This window comes from Mucilaginibacter galii, assembly GCF_014635825.1.
Taxonomy (GTDB): domain Bacteria; phylum Bacteroidota; class Bacteroidia; order Sphingobacteriales; family Sphingobacteriaceae; genus Mucilaginibacter; species Mucilaginibacter galii.
The window spans coordinates 1-25,819 of record NZ_BMDO01000003.1; the positions used below are offsets into that span (position 1 = coordinate 1).

Here is a 25,819-nt window from a genome sequence, read left to right on the forward strand (position 1 = left end):
TTCGGGGTGGTCAATTTGGCCCGGAATGCCTGGTCAGTTTGCCCCGGAATGGGGTGGTCAATTTGACGCGGAATCAATGGTCACATTCCGCCGGAATCAGGTGGTCAATATCAGCGGTATATCCACCCTACGCATAATAACTCGCACGAGTCTTTCAAACCTCAATCGAGCGGATTATTATCGTTTTCCGGCAATGGCGAATACATTATGGACGAACACTCCGATATTTTTTCCTATCCTTTATTGATCGAAGAAGATAGGCTGCCGGCGTTAACAACCGTTTTGCCTCAAATCGCCAAAGTCTGGCATAAAAATATCTGGTCTTTTTACCGGTTTCTGAAGGGCGTTCGTTCAGATTATATTACAATTGATAATTTTCTTGACCTGATGTTTACCCTGGAGAGTTTCTATGATAATAATACCTCTACAGAAATCATGAAATTGGTATCGTCGGTTATTGTTGCAGAAAGCAAGGCCGATGTAAAGAAAATCCAGGAATTGTTGACTTATTGTTTCAGAATCAGGAATGAAGTGGCGCATGGCGGAACTAATTATAGATTATATGATTATGTACCCAAAAAGCAAAATGAGCTGCAAGACAAGCTTCTGATCATTAAGCTTTACTGGGGGCTCAAAAATTTAAATATTCAACTGATCTACTACGGAATACTTAATTTTAAATAATAAAAACCCGATCCCCGCATCGTCCATCCGATTCGGTATTTCCGATATCAGTGATAAGTGTTTTATATAATACTTAGTAGAGATTATGGTAATAAAAAATTACATAGTAAAGAACTTGGTTAATCCTTAATTTTGTAGCTATGAAACACCAAAGTTTAATATCCTCGGATGCAACTGCTGAAGAAGGAAAAAAGTACGTTATTATAGAAAACCATGAGTTTAACATTGGTGAAGCTACTTTTCTAAATAAAGACGGTAATGAATTCGTCTTTGAAATTCACCTGTCAGGGAACAGGAAACCAGAAAATTATGAGTATATGTATGACGTTGATAACAACACTCAGGAGCTAATCGGTCTTCGTGCTAAAATTGCCGTTAAAGAATAATCCCCAGTCGAGATTAAACTCTCTACTAGGGATTAAATTGATTGAAATAAATGCATGCGAAAAAAACGCACTAAGATGCTAAACTTGAAGCTGGAAGTTGTGGGTCGATCTCCATCATTTTCCCTCTCATATTCGCTAGGCGCGTCAAATCGTACATAAAATCCGTAGACAACAGTAGGTCTTTCCACCCATTTCTAAAAAGCCTTTTTACAGTAGTAAAAGGGCTTTTTTTATGCCCTAGGGGCAGATTTTTAATAAAAACAAAGTTTATCATATAATAGCGTTTCTGTTAATTTTATTATCTTTAATTTCCCCTAAAATTTATGATTATTGATGTTAGTTTTGCCTTCATCAGAAAACAAACGACTTGAAGCACTCCGGTCGTATGAGATCCTTGATACCCTGTCTGAGCTGGAATATGATGAATTGACCGAGCTGGCCTCTGTCATTTGCGAATCGCCGATCGCCCTGATCAGTTTAGTGGATAAGGACAGGCAGTGGTTCAAATCAAAAAAGGGACTATCAGCCACAGAAACAGCCTATTCATTTTGTTCTCATGCGATCATCAATCCGGATGAGATCATGGAAATAGAAGACGCCAAATTAGATGATCGTTTTAAGGACAATCCTTTAGTAACAGGTGATCCGAAGATAGCTTTCTACGCCGGTGTACCGTTGATTAACGAGGATGGTTTTGCGTTAGGCTCCCTTTGCGTTATCGATTCTGTAACTAAGAAATTAACTTCGCAACAAAGAAAATCCCTTACTACCATTGCGCACCAGGTGATGGATAAGATGGAGTTAAGGCGAAAGATCGCATTACTTCAGGCTGCTGAAAAAAAAAGCAACCAACTTGTAAATTTATCTTTAACAAGTTATTCGAAAAGCCGTGTCCTTATCGAACAGGCACCGGTCGCAATTATTTTATTCCGGGGAAAAGACCTGGTCATTGAAGAGGCCAATTCCCAAATGCTGGAGTTACTGGGCCAGAATGAGCAAATTATTGGTAAGCCTTTGCTTGTTGCTATTCCTGAACTGGAAGGACAGGAGCCGTACCACCTGTTATTTAAAGTTTTCAAAACAGGTAAAACTATTTATGGATATGATAAGCCGGTAACCCTGATCCGAAACGGACTGGAAGAACTTGGTTATTATAATTTCACTTACAGTCCTTTGATCGAAAATGGTGAGATCACCGGCGTGATCGACATGGCGGTCAATGTAACGGAGCAAGTCAAAGCACGCGATGTTTCGAAAAGATTATTTGATGACCTTGCCGATCTGAACAATGACCTTGAAGCTGCCAACAAAGAAATAACATCAAGTAATGAACAGTTGGTGGCCTTTCAGGATGAACTTTTGATAAGCGAATTAAGATTTCGGCAAATGGCCGATAATATCTCTCAACTCGCCTGGATGGCATCACCGGATGGCAATATATACTGGTATAACAAACGCTGGTATGATTACACCGGTACAACATTGGAGAAAATGAAAGGATGGGGATGGCAGAATGTTCATCACCCGGAATATGTTGAGGCTGTCAAAGAAAAAATTAAACGGCATTTTGAAAGTGGCGAAATATGGGAGGACACCTTCCCCTTACGTGACTACGAGGGTAATTATCAATGGTTTTTATCCAGGGCTGTCCCGATAAGAAACGAGGAAGGCGAGATTACCAACTGGTTTGGTACGAATACTGAAATAACGGAGCAGATTAAAGCCCGTGAAAAACTCGAAGCTGCGCAAAAAGAGTTAAGAGCTTCATTCCAAAGGTTAGAAGAAATTGAGCAAAAACAAAGTATTGCTATTTCCCAGGCGAAATTGGGAACGTTTAGCATTGATGGCTCAACCGGTGTTCTATCATCGTCCCCCCGGCTCAGAGAGATCTTTGGATACTTGCCCGAAGAAGAGATGTCCTACGAGGCAGCATTAGATCAGATCATTCCTGAGTTTCGTCAGCAGGTTAAGCTAGGTGTAGCCGATGTTTTTAATAACCGGGTTGACTTCCATATGGAATATGCCGTCATTGGACGTTCTGACGGGATCAAGCGCTGGGTCAAAGCGACCGGCAAACTTTACCGCTCCGAATCGGACGCGAAAGGTCAATTCTCAGGAACTATATTAGATATCACTGAGCAGAAAGAAGACGATCTGCGCAAAAGTGACTTTATCGCCATGGTTAGCCATGAGTTAAAAACACCCTTAACATCCTTAAGTGGCTTTATGCAGGTAATGGAATTTAAGGCTAAAAAAACTCAAGATGAGCAATCCGCGATGATCCTTGATAAAGCGAGGAAACAGATAGGTAAGATGACAACGCTGATAAACGGTTTTTTAAATGTTTCCCGTTTGGAGTCAGGCAAAATTCATATCGAGAAGCAACGCTTTGATATGAAGGAATTGGTAAAAGAAATCGAAGAAGAAACCGTTCCTGCCAACACCTCTCATCATATTATTTTTGCCCCGGTCATTACGACCTGGGTTATAGGTGATCGTGACAAGATCGGCCAGGTCATCACTAATTTTATCAGTAATGCATTAAAATATTCTGCACCGGGAACAACTGTTCAGATCGCGTGCGTAGCCGGGAATGGTTGTTCTGTGGTTAGCGTAAGAGATGAAGGAATGGGTATTGCCGAAAAAGACCTCAGTAAATTATTCGATCGTTATTACCGTGTCGAAGGTCATGAGCTTAAAGGGGTAGCCGGGTTTGGTATAGGTTTGTACCTGTGTTCGGAAATTATCCAGCGGCATAATGGAAAGATTTGGGTGGAGAGCACTGCACAGGTGGGCTCGTCGTTTTTCTTCAGCGTTCCTGTGGAGAATTGACAGATTCATTCGGTTATCTATAAGTTGTCCTCAGCGGAGTTATTAAAAATCCTAGAGGACTGATAATATTAGATGGTAAACGTTTGTGAATTCACCATGAATTTTAAAGGGGGAAATGTGAACTACCAGCACTGCAACTCGTTAATTTTTATGGCGAGAATCATCATTTCCCGCTCGTCCGACGGACAACCTGATTTATTAAGCCGGCTGAATATGAAAATTTCTGCCACTTTCGTCAAACTTTAAGGCAGAACTTAGCATGTGTATTCCTTTCAACTGCCCAACAGCTGTAATAGCATAAGCCGCGCTCTCCACGAGATCCGTTACAGAAATCCTTTCAAATACGCATCTTGATAATACACTACAGTAAGCGGCTTTGATAGCCCTATTGAAAATAATTTAGCTGTTCATTTTAACAATTAAGATTTTATTCCTGCCTGAAGATGATAGTTGATTGAACGCTGCCCTAATACAATTTCGCCTTCTACTTTTTTAAGCAGATCGGGTATAGTGTATGCCGCCTCATTTTGTAATTGCTCCAATTGCTTGGCAATTTCTGCTAGGCTAAGCATTCCCGCACTGACTGCTGTGCCATAAAGCTTATGTCCTGAATCATTAAGTCCGGTGATATTTAAATGTAGGGCATGATCTCTGATCACTTCTAACGACTTTTGTAATTCCTGACGTGTTACTGTAAGAATTTCGTTTATAATTTCCTTATCGTCGCCTACGAATTTTTTAATGACGTCTAGGTCAAATCCGTTCTTTATTGATGTCTCGGTTTTGATATGATTCTGTTCCTGTTTGTCAACTGACGGATTGAGCCAAACTTTAAACAAATGGATGATAGATTCTTCTACAAACGGCTTAGTTACGAAATCATCCATACCTGCTTCTAAACACTTTTCTTTTTCACCTTTTACATTACCAGCAGTTAGTGCAATAATTGGCACATGGCAATCTGTTTCCTTCATTCTAATGGCTTTTGTTGCTTCATAGCCATTCATCACCGGCATCTGGATGTCCATTAAAATCAAGTCGGCTTTTTCGTAAAGCAACAGCGCTTCTTCACCGTTTTCTGCTTCCAAAAGCAGCGCATCAGGGGCGATGCGGCTAATAATTGTTTTAGCCAATAACATGTTTACCATATTATCTTCTACCACTAATATGCTTAAAGCAGGAGAGTTGATCCTGAATGGTTCGGATTGTGTCTTGTCATCTTTTTCACCGGTAACTTGTACTTTGTTCAGACGGTATAGGCTATCAAAAAGATCTTCCATTTTAACCGGCTTTACCAGGCGTTGGTTAATTGAGAGTTCTTCACAAGCTTGCTGAATCTTTTCATCATCTGAAGAACTATGTAAAAGCACTAAAGGCAACTGTTCAGGGCTGGCAGCGAAGCTCTCCCTGATCTTTTTTATGGTTTCAATGCCGTCCATATACGGCATATGATAATCCATTAAAATAACATCGTAATGGTTTTGTTTAGCTAGCAGTTGCAATGCTTCGAAGCCGTTTGAGGCTTCTTCCACTTCAATATTTTTTAATTTCAGCATTTGCCTTAAAATAAGCCGATTATTCTCATTGTCATCAACAATCAAAGCTTTATGGATATCAACAATTTCTTTCCATTGAATAGGCTCACCAATCTCGGCTTCCACCGTAATATCAAAAAAGAAACGACTTCCTCTATTGGGAGAACTTTCTAACTGTAGCTTACTGCCCATAAGGCCCAGCAACTTGTTAGAAATAGTCAGGCCCAAACCAGTACCTCCGTACTTTTTTGTGGTTGAAGCATCTTCTTGGGAAAATGCTTCAAATATTTTTCCTTGCTTCTCTTTTTGGATACCTATTCCGGTGTCGCGGACTTCAAACCGCAAGGTCATACGTCCCTGGACCAATTGGGTCAGGGGGCTTATTTTGAGTTCAACTTCTCCATTTTCGGTGAATTTAACGGCATTCCCTAATAAATTTACCAGAATTTGCTTTAAGCGAACGGAATCTGCTTGTATAAACCTCGGTAAACCGGCTGGTATATTCAGCAACATCTCCAATCCCTTCTTTTGCGCCTGAAAAGTAATGATGTCTGCTGCCTGGCTACTGGTTTCAAATAAATCACAACCGTCAATATCTAATTCCAGCTTACCGGCTTCAATTTTGGAAAAGTCAAGAATATCATTAATGATGCTTAGTAATGCATTGGCCGATTGATTGACAATTGATAAATACTGGTGCTGCGTACTATTTAAAGCAGTTTTTAGCACAAGGTCAGTAAAGCCGATCACACCGTTTAGCGGTGTACGAATCTCATGGCTCATATTAGCTAAAAACTCTGATTTCGCCACACTTGCCTGCTCGGCGTGCAATTTAGCCCTTTTAAGCTCTTCGCGCTGTAAGCAACTTTGCGTGATATCCTGCGTAAACACCATAATGCCACCTATAGAACCGTCGTATTTGTACCAGGGTAAAATTTCCCATCGCAGGTACATGTCATGCTCAAAACCATCCTGCCGGTAGCTAACTTCATCACCTTTTTCAGTGTGACCTTCCAGGCACTGGTCGCAAATTTGCCGCCACTTTTCAGATAGGTGCGGAAATATTTCGTACTGCGATTTGCCAAATACATCCCCCTGAATATGATAGTCATCTCTCCAGCGCTGGCTAACCGCCATATAACAAAATTCCCGGTCCATCATTACTACGGCAGCGGGGGAGTGTTCTACAAAGGCAGTAAGGCGTAGCTTTTCGTTAATTAATTCCTGCTCTGCTTTCTTCTTCTCGTCAATATCCTGAAAGGTTCCATACAATTTAGTACAAACACCCTCTTCTAATTCAGGAGTACCAATAGTTCTTACCCAAATCGTATTTCCCTTGGCGGTGGTTATTTCTACTTCAAGATCAAAAGGCTTGCCCTGCTCAATGGCCAAAGTTATAGCCGCAGAAATCTTGTCTTTGTTTTCACCCTCATAAAAATTAATTCCCTTTTGAAGATCCGGCGTGAAATCTTCCGGAACACCATGAATTTCTTTGGTAACACTTGACCAGTAAACAACCTGCCGTACAACATCCATTTCCCAGGCACCAATTTTTGCCACCTTATTGGTTTCTTCCAGCATTTGTTGAGTGCGCTTCAAATCTGTTTCCAGCCTGTGCCGTTCTGTAATATCTACGGCATTGCCAATAACGTAACGGTTGCCGTGGGCATCTTCTTCTAAAACGTTATTATAGAGCCAAATAAGCATCGAGCCGTCACGATGCAATGTGTGCATTAAGCCGGTGGCTTTACCCTCTTGCATTAGCGATTGTATGTACCCTGCTAAATTGCTCCGGTATTCAGGGGCGATAATTTCTCCTAAGTTACGGCCAACCAAGTCGTCAGGAGAGTAGCCCAGCAAAGCTGCACCTGCCGAATTGACCATGAGCAACTTACCGGTCAGATCATGCGTACACATTAAACCCTGTGAGTTTTCAAAAAAGGCGCGAAACCTGTTTTCGGAACTACGTAAGAGGGCTTCTCTTTCTTTTTCCCTGGTGATGTCTCTGCCAATGGCAAATAACAAGCCGGTGGTAGGTTCGGGTGTGGTTGCCCACTGTATGGACTTGTAAGTTCCATCTTTGCATCGTGTTCGGATAATAAGGTTTTCGGCAGGAGTACCTTTTGCAAACTCTTCTAACTGTGTTGCGGCGGCAGTAAGATCATCAGGGTGCAGAAGCTCATTAAAAGAAGTTTGAAGTAAATATTCGTTTTCCCAGCCCAGTACTTTCTCAAAAGCCGGATTTACACGCTTAAAATATCCATCTGTAGATGCTACACAAATCAGGTCATTTGAATACTGATACAGCTTTTCAAAATGAAACTGTTCAGACAATATAATATTATGCATTCTGTTTGGGTAAAATCAGTTGTTTAAGAGCTTTGTAGACAGGGATACACATTATACGAATTTAGTCTAAGCTTGTTACATAATTTCGGCCGAACTATAAACCATGGGCCTCTCGTCATTACAACAACTAAATCATTATTCACCTGCATCCGGTTATGCCCATTAAAAGCGTATATACTCTCCCGAAAGCGAGGGAGATGAAATCAGATCAACGATTTTATTGGCATGTTTAGTCATTAATTAAAAAAAACATTTACTTCGCTAACCTTAGGCCGAATGGCGGACAAGCTTAACAATGCGGCTACCAGCTTGAAAATACGATTGCTGCCTTTTGTAATAGCACCACCGTGGAAACATTAAAAGTCTGTTGGGGACAATTAATAGCAACTACCCTGAGTTAAGCGTGCTTATCAAAATCATGGAAAAAACTTAGTATAGCCCATTCAAAAACCACTGGTGCAGAGGGTAAAGCGAAACAGGAAATGGCGACCAGTTATTTTTCGCTGATGCCTTTCAATCGGGAAATTGTTACCGATGCTAAAAAAACAGCATGAAGGAGCACTTGTGAATATAGCATTGAAAGTGGCTTTCCCGCCGGCTTCTGCAATAACATGCTACTCCAATAGCAAAGCAGCGATAAACTCTTACACCTTAATTATTGTGTCTTACCTTGCGTAGGGTACCAGCATGAGTTAATTCCGCCAACCGTGAACACGGAGGTCTCCAAAGAAACAGGCGGATAGGAGCATTGTATTCCAGGCAGCGAGGTTGTCAGAGGCATGCTAGCAGGTTTAGAACATAACCCGTTTGGAATTGGCGTCGTTGTTGCCGTAGAGTTTCAGTACCAATTTTGGGTAGCGAAGACAAGCTTTTCGGGCAATTAAACACCAGTGCAGCATCCCAATGCAGAATAATTATATGTTATAAATTTAATAGGCAATTTAAGGACAATATTTCCTATAGAAATAAGCTTGTTAACCAACCTTAGATAGGCTGTAAATTACTATATTGGATTAATTAACACGGCACTCCTTTATGCTTTTGTTTTACAAATTTTTTACAGAACGATTATATTGATAGTCAAGTTGCTATAATTAGGGATATCAGAATAGAGTGCCATGAGTTTGCGGTTCCAATGCCGGTTAGTTTAAGAGATCGCACGTTTACTGGCTGCAGATGTTGCCAAGGTACTTCACTTTGAAATATAAAACCTGCAGTAGCTTATTTCAACTATCTGTTTAAGTTATGGAGCGATATCATGATGTTTGGTAATTCATTATTGGCTTTAGCGTGTTGGATAATTCGTCTATAATTGATCATACTTATTCTTAGTTGGGGTTCATGCCTATTAATTCAGGTTTGATTTAATTAACTTTGCGGAATGGCAAACCAAATTCCGGGCTTGAACATGGATGATCTGCGTCTGCAGGGCTTCAAGGTGCACCAGCTGCCGGCCTACGTTGATGTGCCTGCAGTGCATGGGCGGCGGGACTTTTATAAGATGGGGCTGATCACGGGAGAAATGACCATCGGCTATGGCGACCAAGTCCTGGAATTGCAGGATACCGTGCTCTTTTTTGTCAACCCGCGAGTGCCGCGCTCATTGCTGCGCCGTTCAAAGGAGACAACAGGCTATGCGTGTATTTTCACGGAAGATTTCATGCCTGTAATCGTCAAAAAATCGCCTTTATTTAACTCGTCTCAAAATCCGCTCATCCGGCTGAATAATGAACATGCAGCTTTTATGACCGGTATTTTCCGGAAAATGTTAGCAGTACGAGATGGAGATTACGCGTATAAGAGTGATCTGATCAAAAGCTGCATCGAACTCGTTATTCATGAAGCCTTGCTGCTGCAGCCACCCGACGAACCTACCTATCAAAACGGCGCGACCCGGATGGCTCATTTATTCCTGGACCTGTTGGAACGGCAGTTCCCTATAGAGCATACCGGGGAACCGCTTCAGTTGCGAACAGCTCAAGACGGGCGACCACTCAATGGTTCCTGCGCTGCGCGTGTCAACATTTAGCGGTTTGCCTTTCCCTTATCAGTCTATACAGTAAAAAATATTTAAAACGCTTAGATATCTATATGCTCGTTACAAGGTATTTCAACATAGAAAGTTGTGCCTATTTCTGGCGTGCTGTCAAACCAGATCTTTCCACGATGCTTTTCAATAATCCGCTTCGAAATAGATAAGCCCAACCCAAATGGCTGTTCGCCTTTTGTGCCCACTTTCTTGGCCGGAGAGAACATTTCGAAAATTGCATCCTTGTTCTTATCAGGTATACCAATACCGCTGTCGGCTACTGAAACTATAATTTTATGCTGTTCTTGCAGTATGCCTACTTTTATTTGAGTGCCTTCATAGCTGAACTTGATAGCATTTACTATTAAGTTATTAAACACACGCCATATCTTTTCCTGGCTCACGCGGCACATTACCGGCTGTACGGGTCCATCAAAAATTAGAAGCTGTTGTTTTTCGCCTGCTTTAAATTGTAATAATTCCACAGAATCATATAGCAAATTCTTTACGTCCACCATTTCAGTGACCAGTAGCTCATTTTCATCAGCAAGGCCAGTTTTTAATAGTTCACTGATCATTTCCATGGAGTGAATTCCTGTCGATTCGATGAGTTGCAACATATGCCGGTTATCCTCTGTAAAATCTTCTTCGGCTAACAATACAGCTGCGAGCCCTGTCATTCCGGATATTGGATTGCGCAAATCATGCGCCATAACCCGCATGATGCGGATGTAATTTTCATTCGCGCGCTCTATCTCAGCCATGGCATGTTGCAACTGCTGGTTATGTAAATCTGATTCCCGATGCATTATTCTGATTCTCTTTAGATTACGATAAATTAAGCCCACAATAATAATGGCCATTAAGATTGTAACAACACTACCTATCAGATAAAACTGCTTCAGCTTATTCTGACCAGAAAGATTATGAAGTTCCTGCTGTTGAACGAGGGACCGAAATTCATGGTCAACATCCATCCCATATACAGCAAATAAACTATTTTCAAGTGAGTCTTTTAACCGATTAGAATGCAGAATCGATTCGTAAGCCCGCTCACCTTGCTTTATTTGGTACAAATACTGAGCATTAATTTTATACCATAACACTTCCTCATTAAGGTTATTATCAAAACGGTCGAGGCGGTTTCTGGCTTGCCGCAGGTTAGCCAACGCTTTTGGATGGTTTTTTATTTGCAGATAAGCCTGTGCCAGCTTCATATGAGGTGGGATCTTGATACCATCAATCTCCGTTATCGGTATGGCCACACATTGTTCCAGGTATTCAAGTGCTTTACTTACGTTACCTAATTTCAAATTCAGGTTTCCAAGGTTATCGTAAACAGAAATTTTTGCTGCACTTACATTGATGCGCCTTTGCCCGGCCGTATTAATCAATTCAACATCCTGCAAATAATAATAACCTGCACTATCTAACATGCCTGCTTTTTCATACGAGAGGCCTGCACCATTTAAGAAGGATTGCATACTGTAAAAATAATTTGGGTATGACATTCCATTTTTGCAATGCCCCATCAAATTTACACCTTCAGCCCAAAGTTGGGCGGCCACTCTATATTTATGCTGATTGAAATAGATACGGGCAATTTTGGCACCCAAAAAACCATCTTCACAATTTCCAACACTGAAAATATTCTTGGCTTCGTAATAAAACTTGAGTGCCTTATTATACTGTTTAAGATATATACAAGCTTCGCCGTTAGCTAATAAAGCTTTATAGTATTCTGACTGATACTCCTTTTTACGTTCAGCCGAATTGAAAAACGATAAAGCACTATCGGCATATTTGTTTTCAGTGCCCCATTGATTACTCCATTTAGCCATCAGACAATAATAATTGACTATGCGGCTATCAGACACGTCAATTTCTTTCCTGACTTTAGTACATATCAATGTTCCTTCATGCACTTTTCCGCCAGCTATTAAGCTATCGGCTAATCGCAATTGTTTTTGAATAATATATCCGGATTGATCATTGGAATTCGAAGCAGAATTGTTGCAGCTACAAATAAGCGTGCCCAAGCTTAGTATTACAGTTAGCGCACGAATTTTTGTGGAAAGCTTAACAAGAAATAGCATATTTTATAATTGAGCATTAAAAGGCTAAAGTACTGATTGAAAGTTAACCAAGGTTAGTTACCAATCAACTTTACTATTTTACCAGGTTAAGAGCGAAGACTATAATGACAATTGAATAGGGATTCGTAATTACAAGGATATGTTCACCAAATTAATTTTCAGATACGTCTTCTGGAATACTCTAAACTTTATTCTTTTTATTCTTAATCAAATCTATCTGAATTAGCCAAAATTCAGAAGGTGTCAGCACGTCTGAAGGTCTGATCTGGGCACAAAAATGATTTGGCAGATGCAGATATCTTAAGAAGTTGATTTTCTAAATGTTATTACCGAAGGTAAAATAACGGTTTCTGGTTCGGCAAGTGTGTTGTTAAACGATAGTTTACGCAATAGCGCAGTTGCTGCAACTTTACCCATTTGAAAGGCGGGTTGTTTCACCGTAGTTAATGATGGGCTAAGGAACTGAGCCATATTGAAATTTGTAAAAGTTAGCACTTTAAGTTGGCTGGGTATGTCAATCATCATATCTTCACAAATTTGATAAAGCATAGCCGAAAGTTTCTCAACACTCAATATCATACCGTCGGGCCGTTCCGGCCCACTCAGTAGGTCTGCAAATATCTGTTGGCTAATCTCTTTATCTTTGCCACAAATAACAACATTCTGATAATCACTCAGCCCGTTCTGCTTTAAAGCCTCTATATAGCCGTTTACCCGGTTACGGTTAATAGCAAGGTTTATCGAATTGCCCATGAAAGCTATTTTACTGCATCCTTTGCTAATGAGGTGATTAGTTGCAATAAAGCTGCTTTCAAAATCGTCGGTAACTACACAGGTGGTATTTAATTCTTCGCAAACACGATCGAAAAATACTACTGGTACCTGGCTTTCCATAAGCGTTTTAATGTGTTCGGTGTCGTTGGTTTCTTCTGATACCGACATGAGTATACCATCGACCCTGCCACTCCTGAAATCTTGCAGAATGGCTTGCTCTCTCAGCAGGCTTTCATGTGTAAGGTATATCAAAACATGGTAGCCTTGCAATAAGGCTACCTCTTCAATACCATTAATGGCTTCTGCAAAAAAACTATCAGCTATTTCGGGTATAACAATGGCTATGGTTTTGCTTCGCCCTTTACGAAGGCTGCTAGCGTAAGGGTTACGCACATAACCCATCTCCTGTGCTGCATTTGATACCAAAAGCTTTGTCTCTTTACTAATTTCATGACTGTCGGCAAGTGCTTTTGACACTGTAGCTACCGAAAGCGACAGTTTATGGGCAATCATTTTAATAGTAGTAGACATCGGCTTTGAAAATTAAGTTTGGCTAAGATAGTATAGTACTTGCTTTCCGAAAACGGTTTCGTAAATAAATCTTTACAATAACATGATTGCAAATTACATCTGCCCCTATATTAGCATCGTCTTTTAGATAAGATAGTACCATTATAAACCGTTGGCTCTCATTAAACGCCTGCATATTTCCGAAAATTATGAAAGAGTTGAAAGATTCTGAATTGAACCCGCTTCCCAGCCTTGATGTTTGGGAAGATGATGTGCTTACCCGCTACCCCGATCCGGAAGCAATTGCCACAACCCGAAACGCTGAAGAGTACCGGCAGTATGACGACCCCGCCCGCGATACGGTAAAAGAGTTTTACCGTTTAAACCATACCTATCAAACGTATGACTTTGTGCAGGAAAAAAGAGCCGACTTTTTAGCCTTTAAACGCAAAGAAATGTCGATATGGGATGCTTTTGATTTTTTAAATCAATTGGTAGATGACTCTGACCCCGATACCGATCTGGATCAGTTTCAGCATTTGTTGCAAACCTCAGAAGCTATACGCGCCGACGGTCACCCGGACTGGATGGTTTTAACCGGGTTGATGCACGATATGGGAAAAACTCTTTGCCTTTTTGGTGAACCGCAGTGGGCCGTAGTGGGCGATACCTTCCCGGTAGGATGTGCTTACTCGCAAAAAATTGTTTATCCCGAGTTCTTTGTTAACAACCCCGATTACAATAACCCGGCTTACAATACAAAGCTGGGCGTTTATGAAGAGGGCTGCGGCTTGCGCAATGTGCATATGTCTTGGGGGCATGATGAGTATGTTTACCAAATGCTTAAAGATTACCTGCCCGAACCTGCATTATATATGCTGCGTTATCATTCATTCTATTCATGGCACCGCGAGGGCGAATACAGTTACCTGCTCGACGATCACGACCGCGAAATGCTGAAATGGGTTAACCTTTTTAATCCGTACGATTTGTATTCTAAGAGTCCTGTGCCCCCAAACTGGCAGGAAATAAAAGGATATTACGAGGGTATTATAGCAAAATACCTACCTTCAATGCTTAAATTTTAACAACTATACTTGCCGAACACAAAAATTAATTAACCAATTATGAGATTAAATTTACTATTTTACAAAGGTAGTTTTCTGCCTTTACTGCTGTTCTTTGCCTTTATGTTAGGTTCCCAGCAATTATTTGCACAGGCCGACCGTCGCATAACAGGAACGGTTGTAGACAATAAAGGTTATCCAATTCCAAGTGTTACCGTTACCGTAAAAGGGGTAGCAAGGGCATCACAAACAGATGCGGAAGGTAAATTTAGCTTAAACGCTAAAGATGGCGAAACACTTGTGCTTACCTCAATAGGCTTTACTACCAAAGAAGTAGCAGTTACCGGCGAAACTACGTACAAAATTGAGCTACTTGAATCGAGCAGTTCATTAAAAGACGTAGTAGTAATAGGTTACGGTACTTCAACACGTAAAGCTATATCAAGCGCTATAACCCAGGTAAAGCAAGAAGACCTCAACCGTGGTGCTATTTCTGACGTAGGCCAGTTACTACAAGGTAAGGTACCGGGCCTAAACATTACTGCAAGTGGTGATCCAAACAAACCGGCATCTGTCATTTTACGTGGTGCCTCTACAGTAAACAGCCCTGGTTCGCCATTTTATGTAATTGATGGTATTCCGGGTGCAGATATCGCTGCCATAGCTCCTAATGATATTGTAACTATAGACGTACTTAAAGATGCAGCTGCTACCGCTATTTACGGTAACCGTGCTTCGGCTGGTGTAATTATGGTTACTACCAAAAGAGGTAAGAGAAATTCTTCGTCAGTTTCTTATAGCGGTTACGCAGGTGTTGAAAAGGTAAGCAGCCGATTAGATTTGATGAACGCCGATGAGATACGTGCATTTTTAGCAAAAAACAATGTTGGTTTTTCTGCAAATAATGATTTAGGTGCTAATACTGATTGGATGAAAGCAATTGAGCGCTCTACTGCATTTGCTCAAAATCATAATATTTCTTTGAGTGGTGGTTCTGAACATGGCACATACAGCGCCAGTGTTAATTACTTTAAAAAGGATGGTATTTTGCAAGGTAGTTCTTTACAACGTGTAATTGGCCGTTTAGCAGTTGATCAGTATGCTTTAAATGATAAATTAAAGTTTAGCTTAAACCTGTCAAATTCTAACAGCAATTCTAAAAACGTACCATTACAAAATGTAGTTTTATTGCAGGCAGCCAAGCACTTACCTGTTAACCCAATTTATAACGCTGATGGATCGTATTATGAGAACTTCGGTAATACAGGTTATTTTAATCCTTTGGCAATTGCCAATAACGCACAAGATAATACCAAATACAATGTGTTATTAGGTTCATTTGTTACCGAAGTTAAATTACCTTTTGGACTTACTTACAATGTAAACCTGTCATATCAAAAAACAAGCTCTTCACATGGTGAATATTATGGTTCATATTATAATGCTTACCTGGGAAATGGTTTTTACAATAATCCTGACCCTGCTATTGGTGTATCACACTCCTTAATTAACCTTGGTAGAAACGGAACTGCATACCGCAGCGAATATTCAAATACAGTTAAAACACTTGAAACCTTCCTTACCTGGAGCAAGAAGTTTGGTGAGCACTCATTAACTACCGTGTTAGGTTATTCTTATCAAGACAACGTAGTGGGTGATGGCCTTTCGGCATCAAGTATCAACTTCCCAACTGATAATGTTGGCTACAATAACTTAACACTGTCTAACCCTTATCAAACTAGCTCTTATATTATCAATTTCGGTGACACTAGGGCTTATGGTAAAACGTTGTTACTTTCTGATTTCTTTAGGTTTAATTACAGCTATAAAGATAAATACTTGGTGCAAGGATCGGTAAGAAGAGATGGTAGCTCGGTATTTGGTGTAAACAACCGTTGGGGATATTTCCCTTCAGGAAGCGTTGCGTGGCGTATTACTCAGGAAGATTTTATGAAAAATCAGACTTTCATTAACGAATTAAAGTTACGTGCAAGTTATGGTGTTACAGGTAACGCGTTTGGTGTAGGTGCCTTCTCTGCTCAGTTACTTTACGGAGCCGTTGATAGATATTATAACAACGGAGTATTGGCCCAGGCTTTAGCGCCGTTACAAGGACAAAACCCTGATTTGAAATGGGAACGTACCGCATCATCCAACATCGGTATTGATTTTGCAATCCTAAATAACAAAATTACCGGTTCGGTAGATGTTTATAATAAAAACACCCGCGATATGTTATTTGCTTACCGCGTATCTTCATCTTTGGTACCCGGAGGTAATATAGTTGCTAATGGTGGTAGTATAAACAACAAAGGTATTGAGTTAAGCTTAACTGCAAATGCAGTATCAACTAAAGACTTCAACTGGTCAAGCACTATAAACGCGGCTTATAACAAAAATAAGATCACCAGTTTACTTAGCCCTTATGCCAACGGAGATTCAGTTGTGTACACTTCACCCGAAGGTCCGGGCCAATCGGGCTCTACCTTGCAAATATTAAAAGTAGGCTCTCCTTTAGGACAGTACTTCACCTTTAAATATGCAGGAAAAGACGCTAATGGTAACTCGTTATTTTACAAACGCGATGGATCTACCACCACTCAGCCACTTACCGGTGTAGACTACTTCTATGCGGGCAGTCCACAGCCAAAAGTACTGATGGGTTGGAATAACTCGTTCCGCTACAAAAACTTCGACCTTAACATATTTTTGAGAGGTACATTTGGTAATAAAATATTTAATGCAACCCGTGCAGATTTATCAAATACAGCTGCTACAAGCGCTAACAACATTTTGCGTTCTGCCGCTGATGACAAAGTTACCGACACCCGCAATTACTTTTATTCAGACAGGTATATTGAGAGTGGGTCTTACGTAAGATTAGATAACTCTACCATCGGGTATAACATTAAACAACCTATTAAGTCTATCAGTAACATACGCGTTTACGTAACCGGCAACAACTTATTTGTCATTACAGGTTACAAAGGTGTTGATCCTGAAATTAACCAGGGTGGCCAGTCGCCAGGCATAGATTACAATAACTTTTATCCAAAAACACGTACATTCTTATTGGGCGTTAACGTATCATTATAATTATAACAGACATGAAAAATATATTTTTAACTATCGCATCTGCTGTATGCATAGCCGTAGTTTTATCCTCTTGTCATAAAACAGATATTCAGGTAAATACTCAGCTTACACCAGATATTTTTCCTCAAACACCAGCCCAATACCAGGCTGTAACCGGTGCCGTATATGTGGCATTAAGGTCTGATTATACCGGCGCATACTTTTTTTCACAAAGCCATACAACAGACGAGAACCTGTTGGCTGTATTCGGTCCTGACTGGATTGACGGCAACAGATATCAGGAATTACACCGCCATACCTGGACAAAGGATAACTCCGGTATTAACGCTGTTTGGTACTATTACACCAATATGATAGGTGTTACTAACCAAACCCTGTCTATTTTTAAATCAGCCCCGGCAAGCTCGGCAAAATCAAGTAGTATTGCCGAATTAAAAACCCTTCGTGCATTTGCCTATTATATAGGTATGGATAGCTTTGGAAGTATTCCTTTGGATACCTTATACGGTACCAAGGAGTCTCAACCGCAGGCTACCCGTGCCCAGGTTTTCAATTTTATAGAGAGCGAGCTAAAGGCTTCTATCCCTTACTTAAAATCTGACGTAACTCCGGCAACTTATGGTTTGGTAAATCAGCATTTTGCTTACTCTTTATTGGCTAAAATGTATTTGAATGCTGCAGTATACACCGGAACGCAACGTTACAACGATTGTATAGCCGCTTGTGATCAAATGATCAGCTCTGGTAAATACGCTGTAGAACCTATGGCTTCTTACCTGCAAATGTTCTATCCAATAAACGGACCTACATCTCAAAAAGAATTTGTTTTTGCAATACCTTATGATGCATCAACCAGTTCAGGAAATTTGATTTTTGCGCGGTATAATCTTAACCGTAACTTAGGTATACGATACAGTTATTCAGGTTCCAGCGCTGGCGGATATGTTAATCCTGTAATCAATCAAAGCACTGGTAACGGTTTAGCTAATAACAGACCAAGCGGCCCATCAATGACTACAGCTGAGTACTATGCTTATTTTAACGATCCCAACGATATCCGTAATAAACAATGGTTAACCGGTCAGCAATATTGGCAGGATGGTAGCCCGATTATGGTAAGTACTACTAATATTGGTTACGATCAGTTCTACAAAGGATCGGCTCCTGATGCTAAAATTGTTTACCCGTTAGTGTTAAGCCAATTAACATTTAGACCTCGCACTGGAACCAATTCTGATTATGATTTAGGACGCGATGAAATTGCCTGGAATACGGGTTACCGTAACAATAAATTCCTGGCCGATTATACTAACACCATCAACCGTAACCAGAGTAACGATTTTCCAGTGTTCCGTTATTCAGACATCCTGTTAATGAAAGCCGAAGCCATTTTGCGTGGCGGTACGCCTACTTTAGGTGCAACAGCATTATCTTTAGTTAACCAAATCAGGGCTAACCGCACAACTTCTGCTGCCTTGACTTCTTTAGATCTTGAAGGTCTTTATGCTGAACGCGTAAGAGAGATGGCTTTTGAAGGATGGCACCGTAACGATATGATCAGGTTCGGTAAATTTGAAAATACCTACGGCTTAGGTAAAACCAATGCCGATGCCTATCGCCGTATATTCCCAATTCCAAGTTCAGGTTTCCAAACCAATACCAAATTGGTTCAAAACCCAGGATATTAAGCTATTTGCCTATAAAGCTAACTCCGTTCATTTTGACGGAGTTAGCTTTTCTTGAATTCGGCAACATGATATAAAGTATCATTACTTTATACGCCTTAAAAATTATACTATAATTTAGGTGCGCAATTACAGATTACGCACTAAAACCTAATTATGAGTAATAACCATCTCCAAACGGCCGATATCTTTGTATTTTTTGTATACTTCGTCATCGTGTCGGCTTACGGGTACTACATCTACCAAAAGAAAAGAAGCACCGATAACTCTCAAGACTTTTTCCTTGCCGAAGGCTCGCTTACCTGGTGGGCAATAGGAGCATCGCTCATTGCTTCCAATATTTCGGCCGAACATTTTATAGGCATGTCGGGTTCGGGCTTTGCCATGGGCTTGGCCATAGCCAGCTATGAATGGATGTCGGCGGCAACGCTTATCCTTGTAGCCTGGTTCATCATCCCGCTTTATCTTAAAAATAAGATCTTTACCATGCCGCAGTTCCTGGCGCGCAGGTATAACGATAAGGTGAGCACCATCATGGCCGTATTTTGGCTGCTGGTTTATGTATTCGTTAACCTAACCTCTATTATCTATTTAGGTGCGTTGGCGGTGTCGGCAATATCGGGCTTGTCATTTGGTTTTTGCGTTATTGCGCTGTGCGTATTTTCGGTAATAGTTACCCTTGGAGGTATGAAAGTTATTGGCTATACCGATGTTATACAGGTTGTGGTGTTAATAGCCGGCGGTTTGGTAACCACTTATTTAGCTCTTTCCCTTCTGGCCCATGAGTATGGTTTCGGCAGTGATATCATCAAGGCACTGTCGGTATTAAAACAACAGGCACCCGACCATTTGCATATGATATTTGATAAGTCGAGCCCTCATTATATGGAGCTGCCCGGCTCATCGGTTATCATCGGTGGCATGCTGGTTAACAACCTGGCCTATTGGGGTTGCAACCAATACATTGTACAACGCGCCTTAGGCGCTAACTTAAAAACCGCCCGAACCGGGATCTTATTTGCTGCGTTTTTAAAACTGCTGGTGCCGGTAATTGCAGTTTTGCCGGGTATTATTATGTATGTGTTACATAATAAGGGTCTTTTTCAGCATGAAATGATGGGAGCGACCGGGGTAGTAAAGCCCGACCAGGCTTACCCAACCTTAATGAACCTGTTGCCTGCCGGTTTAAAGGGTGTGGCCTTTGCAGCTTTAACCGCCGCTATAGTGGCATCACTTGCGGGTAAGGCAAATAGTATATCTACCATATTCTCGTTAGATATCTATCAAAAGTATTTTAATAAGACCGCCTCTGAACGCAAACTGGTATTAACCGGTAGGTGGGCGGTCATTATCTGTATGCTTATTGCCGGTTTGGTAACACCGGCATTACGGTCGTTAGACCAAGTATACCAGTTTATTCAGGAATATGTGGGCTTCTTTTCGCCCGGAGTACTGGCTATTTTTATGCTCGGACTTTTCTGGAAACGAACTACAGCTACTGCAGCTATGGCTGCCGCTGTATTAACTGTACCTACATCAACCATATTAAAGTTTTTGCCGTACTGGACAAACGGTGCTTTTCCTAACTTTCCGTTTTTGGACCGGATGAGCATAACTTTTGTACTGATCGTAATTTTAATGGTAGTAATAAGCTTGGTAAATCCAAAGCAATATACCTCGCCCATACTGCTTCCTCAACGTAGCGATTTTAAGGTAACTACTGCATTCTTGATCATGGCAGTTATCATCATGGGTGTACTTACAGCGCTGTACACTGTTTACTGGTAATCATTTACAACTACTTCATTCAGCCTTTATAATGATGAACATAAAATTAAATTTAAAACTGCTGTCTATTGCTTGTATTAGCGCCTGCCTCGCACAGCTGGCATTTGCTGCTACCGCTTTTGGCAAAGACAAAGTATATAGCATAACCAGTTACGGCGCCATTGCCGATGGTAAAACCGATAATACCCAAGCCATACAAAAAGCAATGAACACCGCATCCGAAAGCGGCGGAGGAATGGTAGTGGTGCCTAAAGGTGATTTTGTCACCTGTGTCATCTACTTACGGTCGAACGTTGATCTGCATTTCGAGAAAGGTGCCGCCCTGCTGGCCACCACCAAACGTATTGATTATGGTCCGCAAAAAGCATCGGCCTTAATAGTGGCTACTGATGTACAGCACGTAGCCATTACCGGTGCGGGAACCATTGATGGAAGAGGAGTGGCGTTGCTTGATGATATATATGTTATGTTGCGTGCCGGTAAATTGAAAGACAGCGAATGGCAAACGTACAATCCCTGGCATCAAATGCGCCCCGAAGAAGATAACAGGCCGCACCTCATAGATTTTAAGAACTGCCGTGATGTGAATATCAAAAATATTACTATAAAAAATGGTTTGTGCTGGATACAGGATTACCGCAATTGCCAGGATATGGTGATCGATAGCATTAATGTTGAAAGCAATACCTTTTGGAATAACGACGGCATTGACCTGGTAGACTGCAAAAACGTAAAACTATCTAATAGCTTTTTTAACGTAGCCGATGATGGCATTTGCCTTAAATCTCACGATCCTAAAAGCGCTTGCGAAAATATAGAAATATATAATTGCCGTGTGCGCTCGAGCGCCAGTGCTGTAAAAATGGGTACGGCATCGTTCGGCGGATTTAAAAAAATAAAAATACATGATATTGAAGTATATGACACCTACCGCTCGGCAATAGCCATTGAAACGGTTGATGGCGGGCTGATTGAGGATATTGATGTAAGAAACATTAATGCCCGAAACACTGGTAACGCTATATTTTTGCGGATAGGAAAGCGCAATAAAAACTCCGAGCCGGGTACACTGCGCAGGGTGTACATTGGTAATGTAAAAGTGCAGGTTCCGGCAGGTAAGCCGGATGCCGGTTATAATATGGAGGGTCCTGTTGTAAAAGCTAAGCATAACGTGTTCCCCTCATCAATAGCCGGTATACCGGGCCACGATGTGGAAGACGTAACGCTCGAAAATATTGACATAACCTACGAGGGTACTACTTCTAAAGATTATCCAAAATTTGATAGCAGTGGTCTCAAAGAGATTCCTGAAGCTATCGAAAATTATCCCGAATTTTCAATGTTTGGTGATTTGCCTGCCTGGGGCTTTTACGCAAGGCATGTAAACGGTGTGGTATTTAAAAACGTTAAGCTCAGCTACCTGAAAAATGATTTGCGCAAAGCCTGCGTTTTCGATGATGTTAAAAATCTCAACATCGGTAGCTTAAGTATTAATAAAACTCAGGCAACTCCGGCTATCGTAATTAATAATTCACCTGCTCCTAAGGTTGGCAGTATTAAAATTGCCGGTAAAGCCAGCAAAAGCGTAGCGGTAATTAAGTAAGGGATTGTTCCTTTTATACCATAACAACAAAACATGAGAGTGTATAAAATATTATTAATCCTTGCAGTAGTGATGATCTCCGCGCCATCCTGGGCTCAAAGGCCCGAGGATGCGTCTTATGCACTAATTAAAAGGGTAATTCCTGCTAAAGCCGCTTGGTTTGAGGTTCATTATATCCCTTCAAAAGCCGGGAAAGATCATTTTGAAATTGAAAGCAAAAATAATAAGATCGTTCTTCGCGGTAATAATAGTGTGGCGGTAGCATCGGCTTTATATTATTACGTGACCGAGTATTGCCATTGCCAGATCACCTGGAATGGTACTAATTTAAACCTGCCTGTTAAAGCGCCTCGGGTGTCAAAAAAGGTGGTTAAAAATACGCCCTACAATTATCGTTATTACCTCAACTACTGCACTTACAATTATAGCATGAGCTGGTGGGACTGGAAGCGCTGGGAAAAAGAGATAGACTGGATGGCGCTGCATGGCATCAATATGCCGCTTGCCTTAACCGGGCAAGAATACACATGGTACGAGGTTTATAAAAGCATGGGCTTTACCGATAAAGACCTGCAAGGATTTTTTTGCGGCCCTGCATATTTCTCTTGGTTTTGGATGGGAAATTTAGACGGATGGGGAGGCCCGCTGCCTTTAAGCTGGATGACCAGCCACCGCAATTTACAACAACAAATTTTAAAGCGTGAAAGGGCTTTGGGCATGAAGCCTGTTCTTCAATCGTTTACAGGCCATGTACCGGCGTCATTTAAGGCACGTTTTCCATCATCAAAGTTAAAGCAAACCAACTGGACCAATGGCTTTAACGATACCTATATCTTAGACACCGAAGACCCGATGTTTGAGCAAATAGGACGTAAGTTTTTAAATGTACAAACACGGCTTTACGGCACCGATCATCTTTATTCGGCCGATACTTTTAACGAAAATGAACCGCCAACAGATGATCCGGCTTATTTATCGTCTTTAAGTTCGCGCGTTTACCAAGCCATGAGCAAGGCCGATCCTAAAGCCATTTGGGTTATGCAGGGCTGGTTATTTTACAGCGACCGCAAGTTTTGGAAAACACCACAGATCAAAGCCTTACTCGAAGCCGTTCCCAACGACCATATGATCATGCTCGATTTGGCCACCGAGATTGAACCGGTTTGGAAACGTACCGATGCCTATTACGGCAAACCCTGGATATGGAACATGCTTCATAATTTTGGTGGCAATATATCTATGTTCGGTAGAATTGAGGGAGTGGCAAGCGGCCCCGCAGAGGCTTTAAAAGACCCTGCTTCGGGCAAAATGGAAGGCATTGGTTTAACCATGGAAGCCATTGAGCAAAACCCTGTTTTGTATGAACTGATGACCAGCAACACTTGGCAGAGTAACCCTATTAATTTGGATGACTGGTTGGAGCAATATGTTTTGAATCGTTATGGCAATAAAGATAAACACGCCTTAAGCGCATGGCAGGTGCTTAAACACACGGTATATAATGGTAAAGATATTCGTGATGGAGCGGAGTCAATTATAACCGGCAGGCCAACCTTTGATTCGGCCACGGTTTGGACCAAAACCAAGCTGAACTATAAACGTAAAGACCTGCTTCCTGCATGGCACGATATGGTTGCCGCTATACCTGAATGCAGTAAAAGTGACGGGTTTAATTATGACTTGGTCGATGTTACCCGTCAAGTACTTGCAAATTACGCCGGTCCGTTGCAGCAGAAATGGGTGAAGGCCTATCAGCAAAAAAACATGGCCGATTTTAAAAAATACAGTAACGAGTATTTGCAGCTGATAACTGATATGGATATGCTTTTAGCCACCCGTAAAGACTTTTTATTAGGCACCTGGCTTGCCGATGCCCGCAACTGCGGAACCACCCCGGCAGAGAAGGCGCTATATGAATTGAACGCCCGCGATTTGGTTACCTTATGGGGTGATAAGAATAGTCCGCTGCATGAATATTCATGCCGCCAGTGGAGCGGCTTGCTTAATGGATTTTATAAAGTACGCTGGGAGAAATTCTTTACAGCAGCAGAAACCGCGCTTAAAACTGATAAGGACCTTGATATGGCTCTCTTTAATAAAAACATAAGCGATTGGGAGTGGCGATGGGCTAATGCCAACAACGCTTACCCAACTAAAACAGCCGGGCAAAGCATACCGGTAGTGCTGCAAATGTATAAAAAGTACTACGCTGTAATATCTGCTAACTTATGAGTAACAACCAGGGCGCTAAAACCCAACGATTGATATCCTTAGATGCTTTGCGGGGTTTTGATATGTTTTGGATCATAAGCGGCGAAGGGCTCATACATGCGCTGGCCAAGACAACCAACTGGCCTGCCTTTCTGTGGATGTCGGCGCAGTTGCACCATACCGAGTGGAATGGCATTACTTTTTATGACATGATTTTTCCGCTGTTCTTATTTATAGCAGGAGTAAGTATGCCATATTCTATGCACCGCAAAATTACCGATGCCGGTTGTGAACACGCCTATCAATTATCGTCCTCTAAAAAGCGAGAGATTTATTTAGGTATGCTAAGGCGTGCTGTGATACTGGTATTCTTGGGGGTGGTAGTTAACGGCCTGTTCAAGTTCAACGGTGTTGAAAACACCCGTTTTGCCAGTGTGTTAGGGCGTATTGGTTTAGCATGGTTCTTTGCGGGCATCATCTATTTGAATTTTAACCTCAAAGGACAGATCTTTTGGTTTGCCGGCTTACTTTTAGGATACTGGGCCGCTATGATGCTTATACCTGTACCGGGCTACGGGGCGGGGGTATTAACCATGGAGGGTAGCCTCGAATCGTATATTGACCGCCTGTTGCTGCCGGGAAGATTACATGACCGCATACACGACCCTGAGGGAATACTATCTACCATACCGGCTATTGGTACGGCATTGCTTGGCGTATTTGCCGGCCAATTCCTAAAAAGTACCGATGCGCGTTGGTCTATGTTAAAAAAAGGCCTGTTGCTGCTTGTCGCAGGCTTGGTATTAATTGCCTTAGGATCACTATGGGACCTGAATTTCCCTATCAACAAGCGCTTGTGGACAAGTTCATTTGTGCTATATGTGGGCGGTTTCAGCTTGTTGTTCTTAGCAGTTTTTTACCTGATCATTGATGTGGCCGGTTACCGCAAATGGGCATTCCCTTTTGTTTTGATAGGCAGCAACTCCATACTCATTTATATGGCGGCCGAAGGCATGGTAGATCTTTTGCATACGGCAAACTATATTTTCGGCGGTGCAATACAGTATGCAACTCCAAATTGGCAGCCTGTATTTGTGGCATTGTCTGTAATAGTTGTGCAATTAACACTCCTCTATTTTTTGTATCGAAACAAGCTGTTTCTGAAAATTTAAAC

Annotated in this window: 14 protein-coding genes; 11 read left to right on the forward strand and 3 right to left on the reverse strand. The window is 41.4% G+C overall.

Annotated elements, in window-relative coordinates; translation table 11 throughout:
- The first annotated feature begins 207 nt into the window (after positions 1 to 207).
- The 3 genes from IEV61_RS06895 (at position 208) to IEV61_RS06905 (ending at position 3,902) form a co-directional block, all read left to right on the forward strand.
- Complete coding sequence (locus tag IEV61_RS06895) at positions 208 to 684, forward strand: HEPN domain-containing protein (protein WP_188415085.1); 477 nt, start codon at positions 208 to 210, stop codon at positions 682 to 684.
- A gap of 140 nt (positions 685 to 824) precedes the next feature.
- A complete protein-coding gene (locus IEV61_RS06900) occupies positions 825 to 1,070 on the forward strand; it encodes a hypothetical protein (RefSeq protein WP_188415087.1) in 246 nt (81 codons plus the stop codon).
- Between the two features lie 333 nt (positions 1,071 to 1,403).
- Positions 1,404 to 3,902 carry a PAS domain S-box protein gene (locus IEV61_RS06905; RefSeq protein WP_188415089.1) on the forward strand — a complete coding sequence of 833 codons (2,499 nt, stop codon included), beginning with the start codon at positions 1,404 to 1,406 and terminating at the stop codon, positions 3,900 to 3,902.
- 419 nt (positions 3,903 to 4,321) lie between these two features.
- On the opposite strand, the gene IEV61_RS06910 is transcribed toward IEV61_RS06905, so the two are convergent.
- Positions 4,322 to 7,771: a PAS domain-containing hybrid sensor histidine kinase/response regulator gene (locus IEV61_RS06910; RefSeq protein WP_229747062.1), complete on the reverse strand. Its 3,450-nt coding sequence runs from the start codon at positions 7,769 to 7,771 to the stop codon at positions 4,322 to 4,324.
- 1,396 nt (positions 7,772 to 9,167) lie between these two features.
- Between IEV61_RS06910 and IEV61_RS06920 the strand changes: the two genes are divergently transcribed.
- Complete coding sequence (locus IEV61_RS06920; protein ID WP_188415095.1) at positions 9,168 to 9,815, forward strand: AraC family transcriptional regulator; 648 nt, start codon at positions 9,168 to 9,170, stop codon at positions 9,813 to 9,815.
- A 50-nt stretch (positions 9,816 to 9,865) separates the two neighbouring features.
- On the opposite strand, the gene IEV61_RS06925 is transcribed toward IEV61_RS06920, so the two are convergent.
- The gene (locus tag IEV61_RS06925; RefSeq protein ID WP_188415097.1) at positions 9,866 to 11,911 is read right to left on the reverse strand and encodes a sensor histidine kinase; all 2,046 of its coding nucleotides are present in this window, start codon (positions 11,909 to 11,911) and stop codon (positions 9,866 to 9,868) included.
- Positions 11,912 to 12,211: 300 nt separating this feature from the next.
- On the reverse strand, positions 12,212 to 13,216 hold the full coding sequence (locus tag IEV61_RS06930) for a LacI family DNA-binding transcriptional regulator (protein WP_188415099.1): 1,005 nt from the start codon (positions 13,214 to 13,216) through the stop codon (positions 12,212 to 12,214).
- A gap of 188 nt (positions 13,217 to 13,404) precedes the next feature.
- On the opposite strand from IEV61_RS06930, the gene IEV61_RS06935 reads away from it, so the two are divergent.
- From IEV61_RS06935 to IEV61_RS06965, 7 genes are all read left to right on the forward strand, one after another.
- Positions 13,405 to 14,283: an inositol oxygenase family protein gene (locus IEV61_RS06935; protein WP_188415101.1), complete on the forward strand. Its 879-nt coding sequence runs from the start codon at positions 13,405 to 13,407 to the stop codon at positions 14,281 to 14,283.
- Positions 14,284 to 14,322: 39 nt separating this feature from the next.
- Positions 14,323 to 17,358: a SusC/RagA family TonB-linked outer membrane protein gene (locus IEV61_RS06940; RefSeq protein ID WP_188415103.1), complete on the forward strand. Its 3,036-nt coding sequence runs from the start codon at positions 14,323 to 14,325 to the stop codon at positions 17,356 to 17,358.
- An 11-nt stretch (positions 17,359 to 17,369) separates the two neighbouring features.
- On the forward strand, positions 17,370 to 19,046 hold the full coding sequence (locus tag IEV61_RS06945) for a RagB/SusD family nutrient uptake outer membrane protein (protein WP_188415105.1): 1,677 nt from the start codon (positions 17,370 to 17,372) through the stop codon (positions 19,044 to 19,046).
- Between the two features lie 153 nt (positions 19,047 to 19,199).
- Positions 19,200 to 20,831: a sodium:solute symporter family transporter gene (locus IEV61_RS06950; RefSeq protein WP_188415107.1), complete on the forward strand. Its 1,632-nt coding sequence runs from the start codon at positions 19,200 to 19,202 to the stop codon at positions 20,829 to 20,831.
- Between the two features lie 31 nt (positions 20,832 to 20,862).
- Complete coding sequence (locus tag IEV61_RS06955; RefSeq protein WP_188415109.1) at positions 20,863 to 22,434, forward strand: glycoside hydrolase family 28 protein; 1,572 nt, start codon at positions 20,863 to 20,865, stop codon at positions 22,432 to 22,434.
- Between the two features lie 33 nt (positions 22,435 to 22,467).
- Entirely contained in the window at positions 22,468 to 24,666 is a 2,199-nt protein-coding gene (locus IEV61_RS06960; protein WP_188415111.1) for an alpha-N-acetylglucosaminidase, read from the forward strand.
- Positions 24,663 to 25,817, forward strand: a complete 1,155-nt coding sequence (locus tag IEV61_RS06965; protein ID WP_188415113.1) for an acyltransferase family protein — start codon at positions 24,663 to 24,665, stop codon at positions 25,815 to 25,817. Before IEV61_RS06960 ends, IEV61_RS06965 begins: the two co-directional genes overlap by 4 nt.
- Positions 25,818 to 25,819: the final 2 nt, after the last annotated feature.

Bases quoted from the DNA above. Each gene is read 5' to 3' on its own strand.
- IEV61_RS06895 (WP_188415085.1), top strand. From the start codon at position 208: ATGGACGAACACTCCGATATTTTTTCCTATCCTTTATTGATCGAAGAA.
- IEV61_RS06900 (WP_188415087.1), top strand. From the start codon at position 825: ATGAAACACCAAAGTTTAATATCCTCGGATGCAACTGCTGAAGAAGGA.
- IEV61_RS06905 (WP_188415089.1), top strand. From the start codon at position 1,404: ATGTTAGTTTTGCCTTCATCAGAAAACAAACGACTTGAAGCACTCCGG.
- IEV61_RS06920 (WP_188415095.1), top strand. From the start codon at position 9,168: ATGGCAAACCAAATTCCGGGCTTGAACATGGATGATCTGCGTCTGCAG.
- IEV61_RS06925 (WP_188415097.1), bottom strand. From the start codon at position 11,911: ATGCTATTTCTTGTTAAGCTTTCCACAAAAATTCGTGCGCTAACTGTA.
- IEV61_RS06930 (WP_188415099.1), bottom strand. From the start codon at position 13,216: ATGTCTACTACTATTAAAATGATTGCCCATAAACTGTCGCTTTCGGTA.
- IEV61_RS06935 (WP_188415101.1), top strand. From the start codon at position 13,405: ATGAAAGAGTTGAAAGATTCTGAATTGAACCCGCTTCCCAGCCTTGAT.
- IEV61_RS06940 (WP_188415103.1), top strand. From the start codon at position 14,323: ATGAGATTAAATTTACTATTTTACAAAGGTAGTTTTCTGCCTTTACTG.
- IEV61_RS06945 (WP_188415105.1), top strand. From the start codon at position 17,370: ATGAAAAATATATTTTTAACTATCGCATCTGCTGTATGCATAGCCGTA.
- IEV61_RS06950 (WP_188415107.1), top strand. From the start codon at position 19,200: ATGAGTAATAACCATCTCCAAACGGCCGATATCTTTGTATTTTTTGTA.
- IEV61_RS06955 (WP_188415109.1), top strand. From the start codon at position 20,863: ATGATGAACATAAAATTAAATTTAAAACTGCTGTCTATTGCTTGTATT.
- IEV61_RS06960 (WP_188415111.1), top strand. From the start codon at position 22,468: ATGAGAGTGTATAAAATATTATTAATCCTTGCAGTAGTGATGATCTCC.
- IEV61_RS06965 (WP_188415113.1), top strand. From the start codon at position 24,663: ATGAGTAACAACCAGGGCGCTAAAACCCAACGATTGATATCCTTAGAT.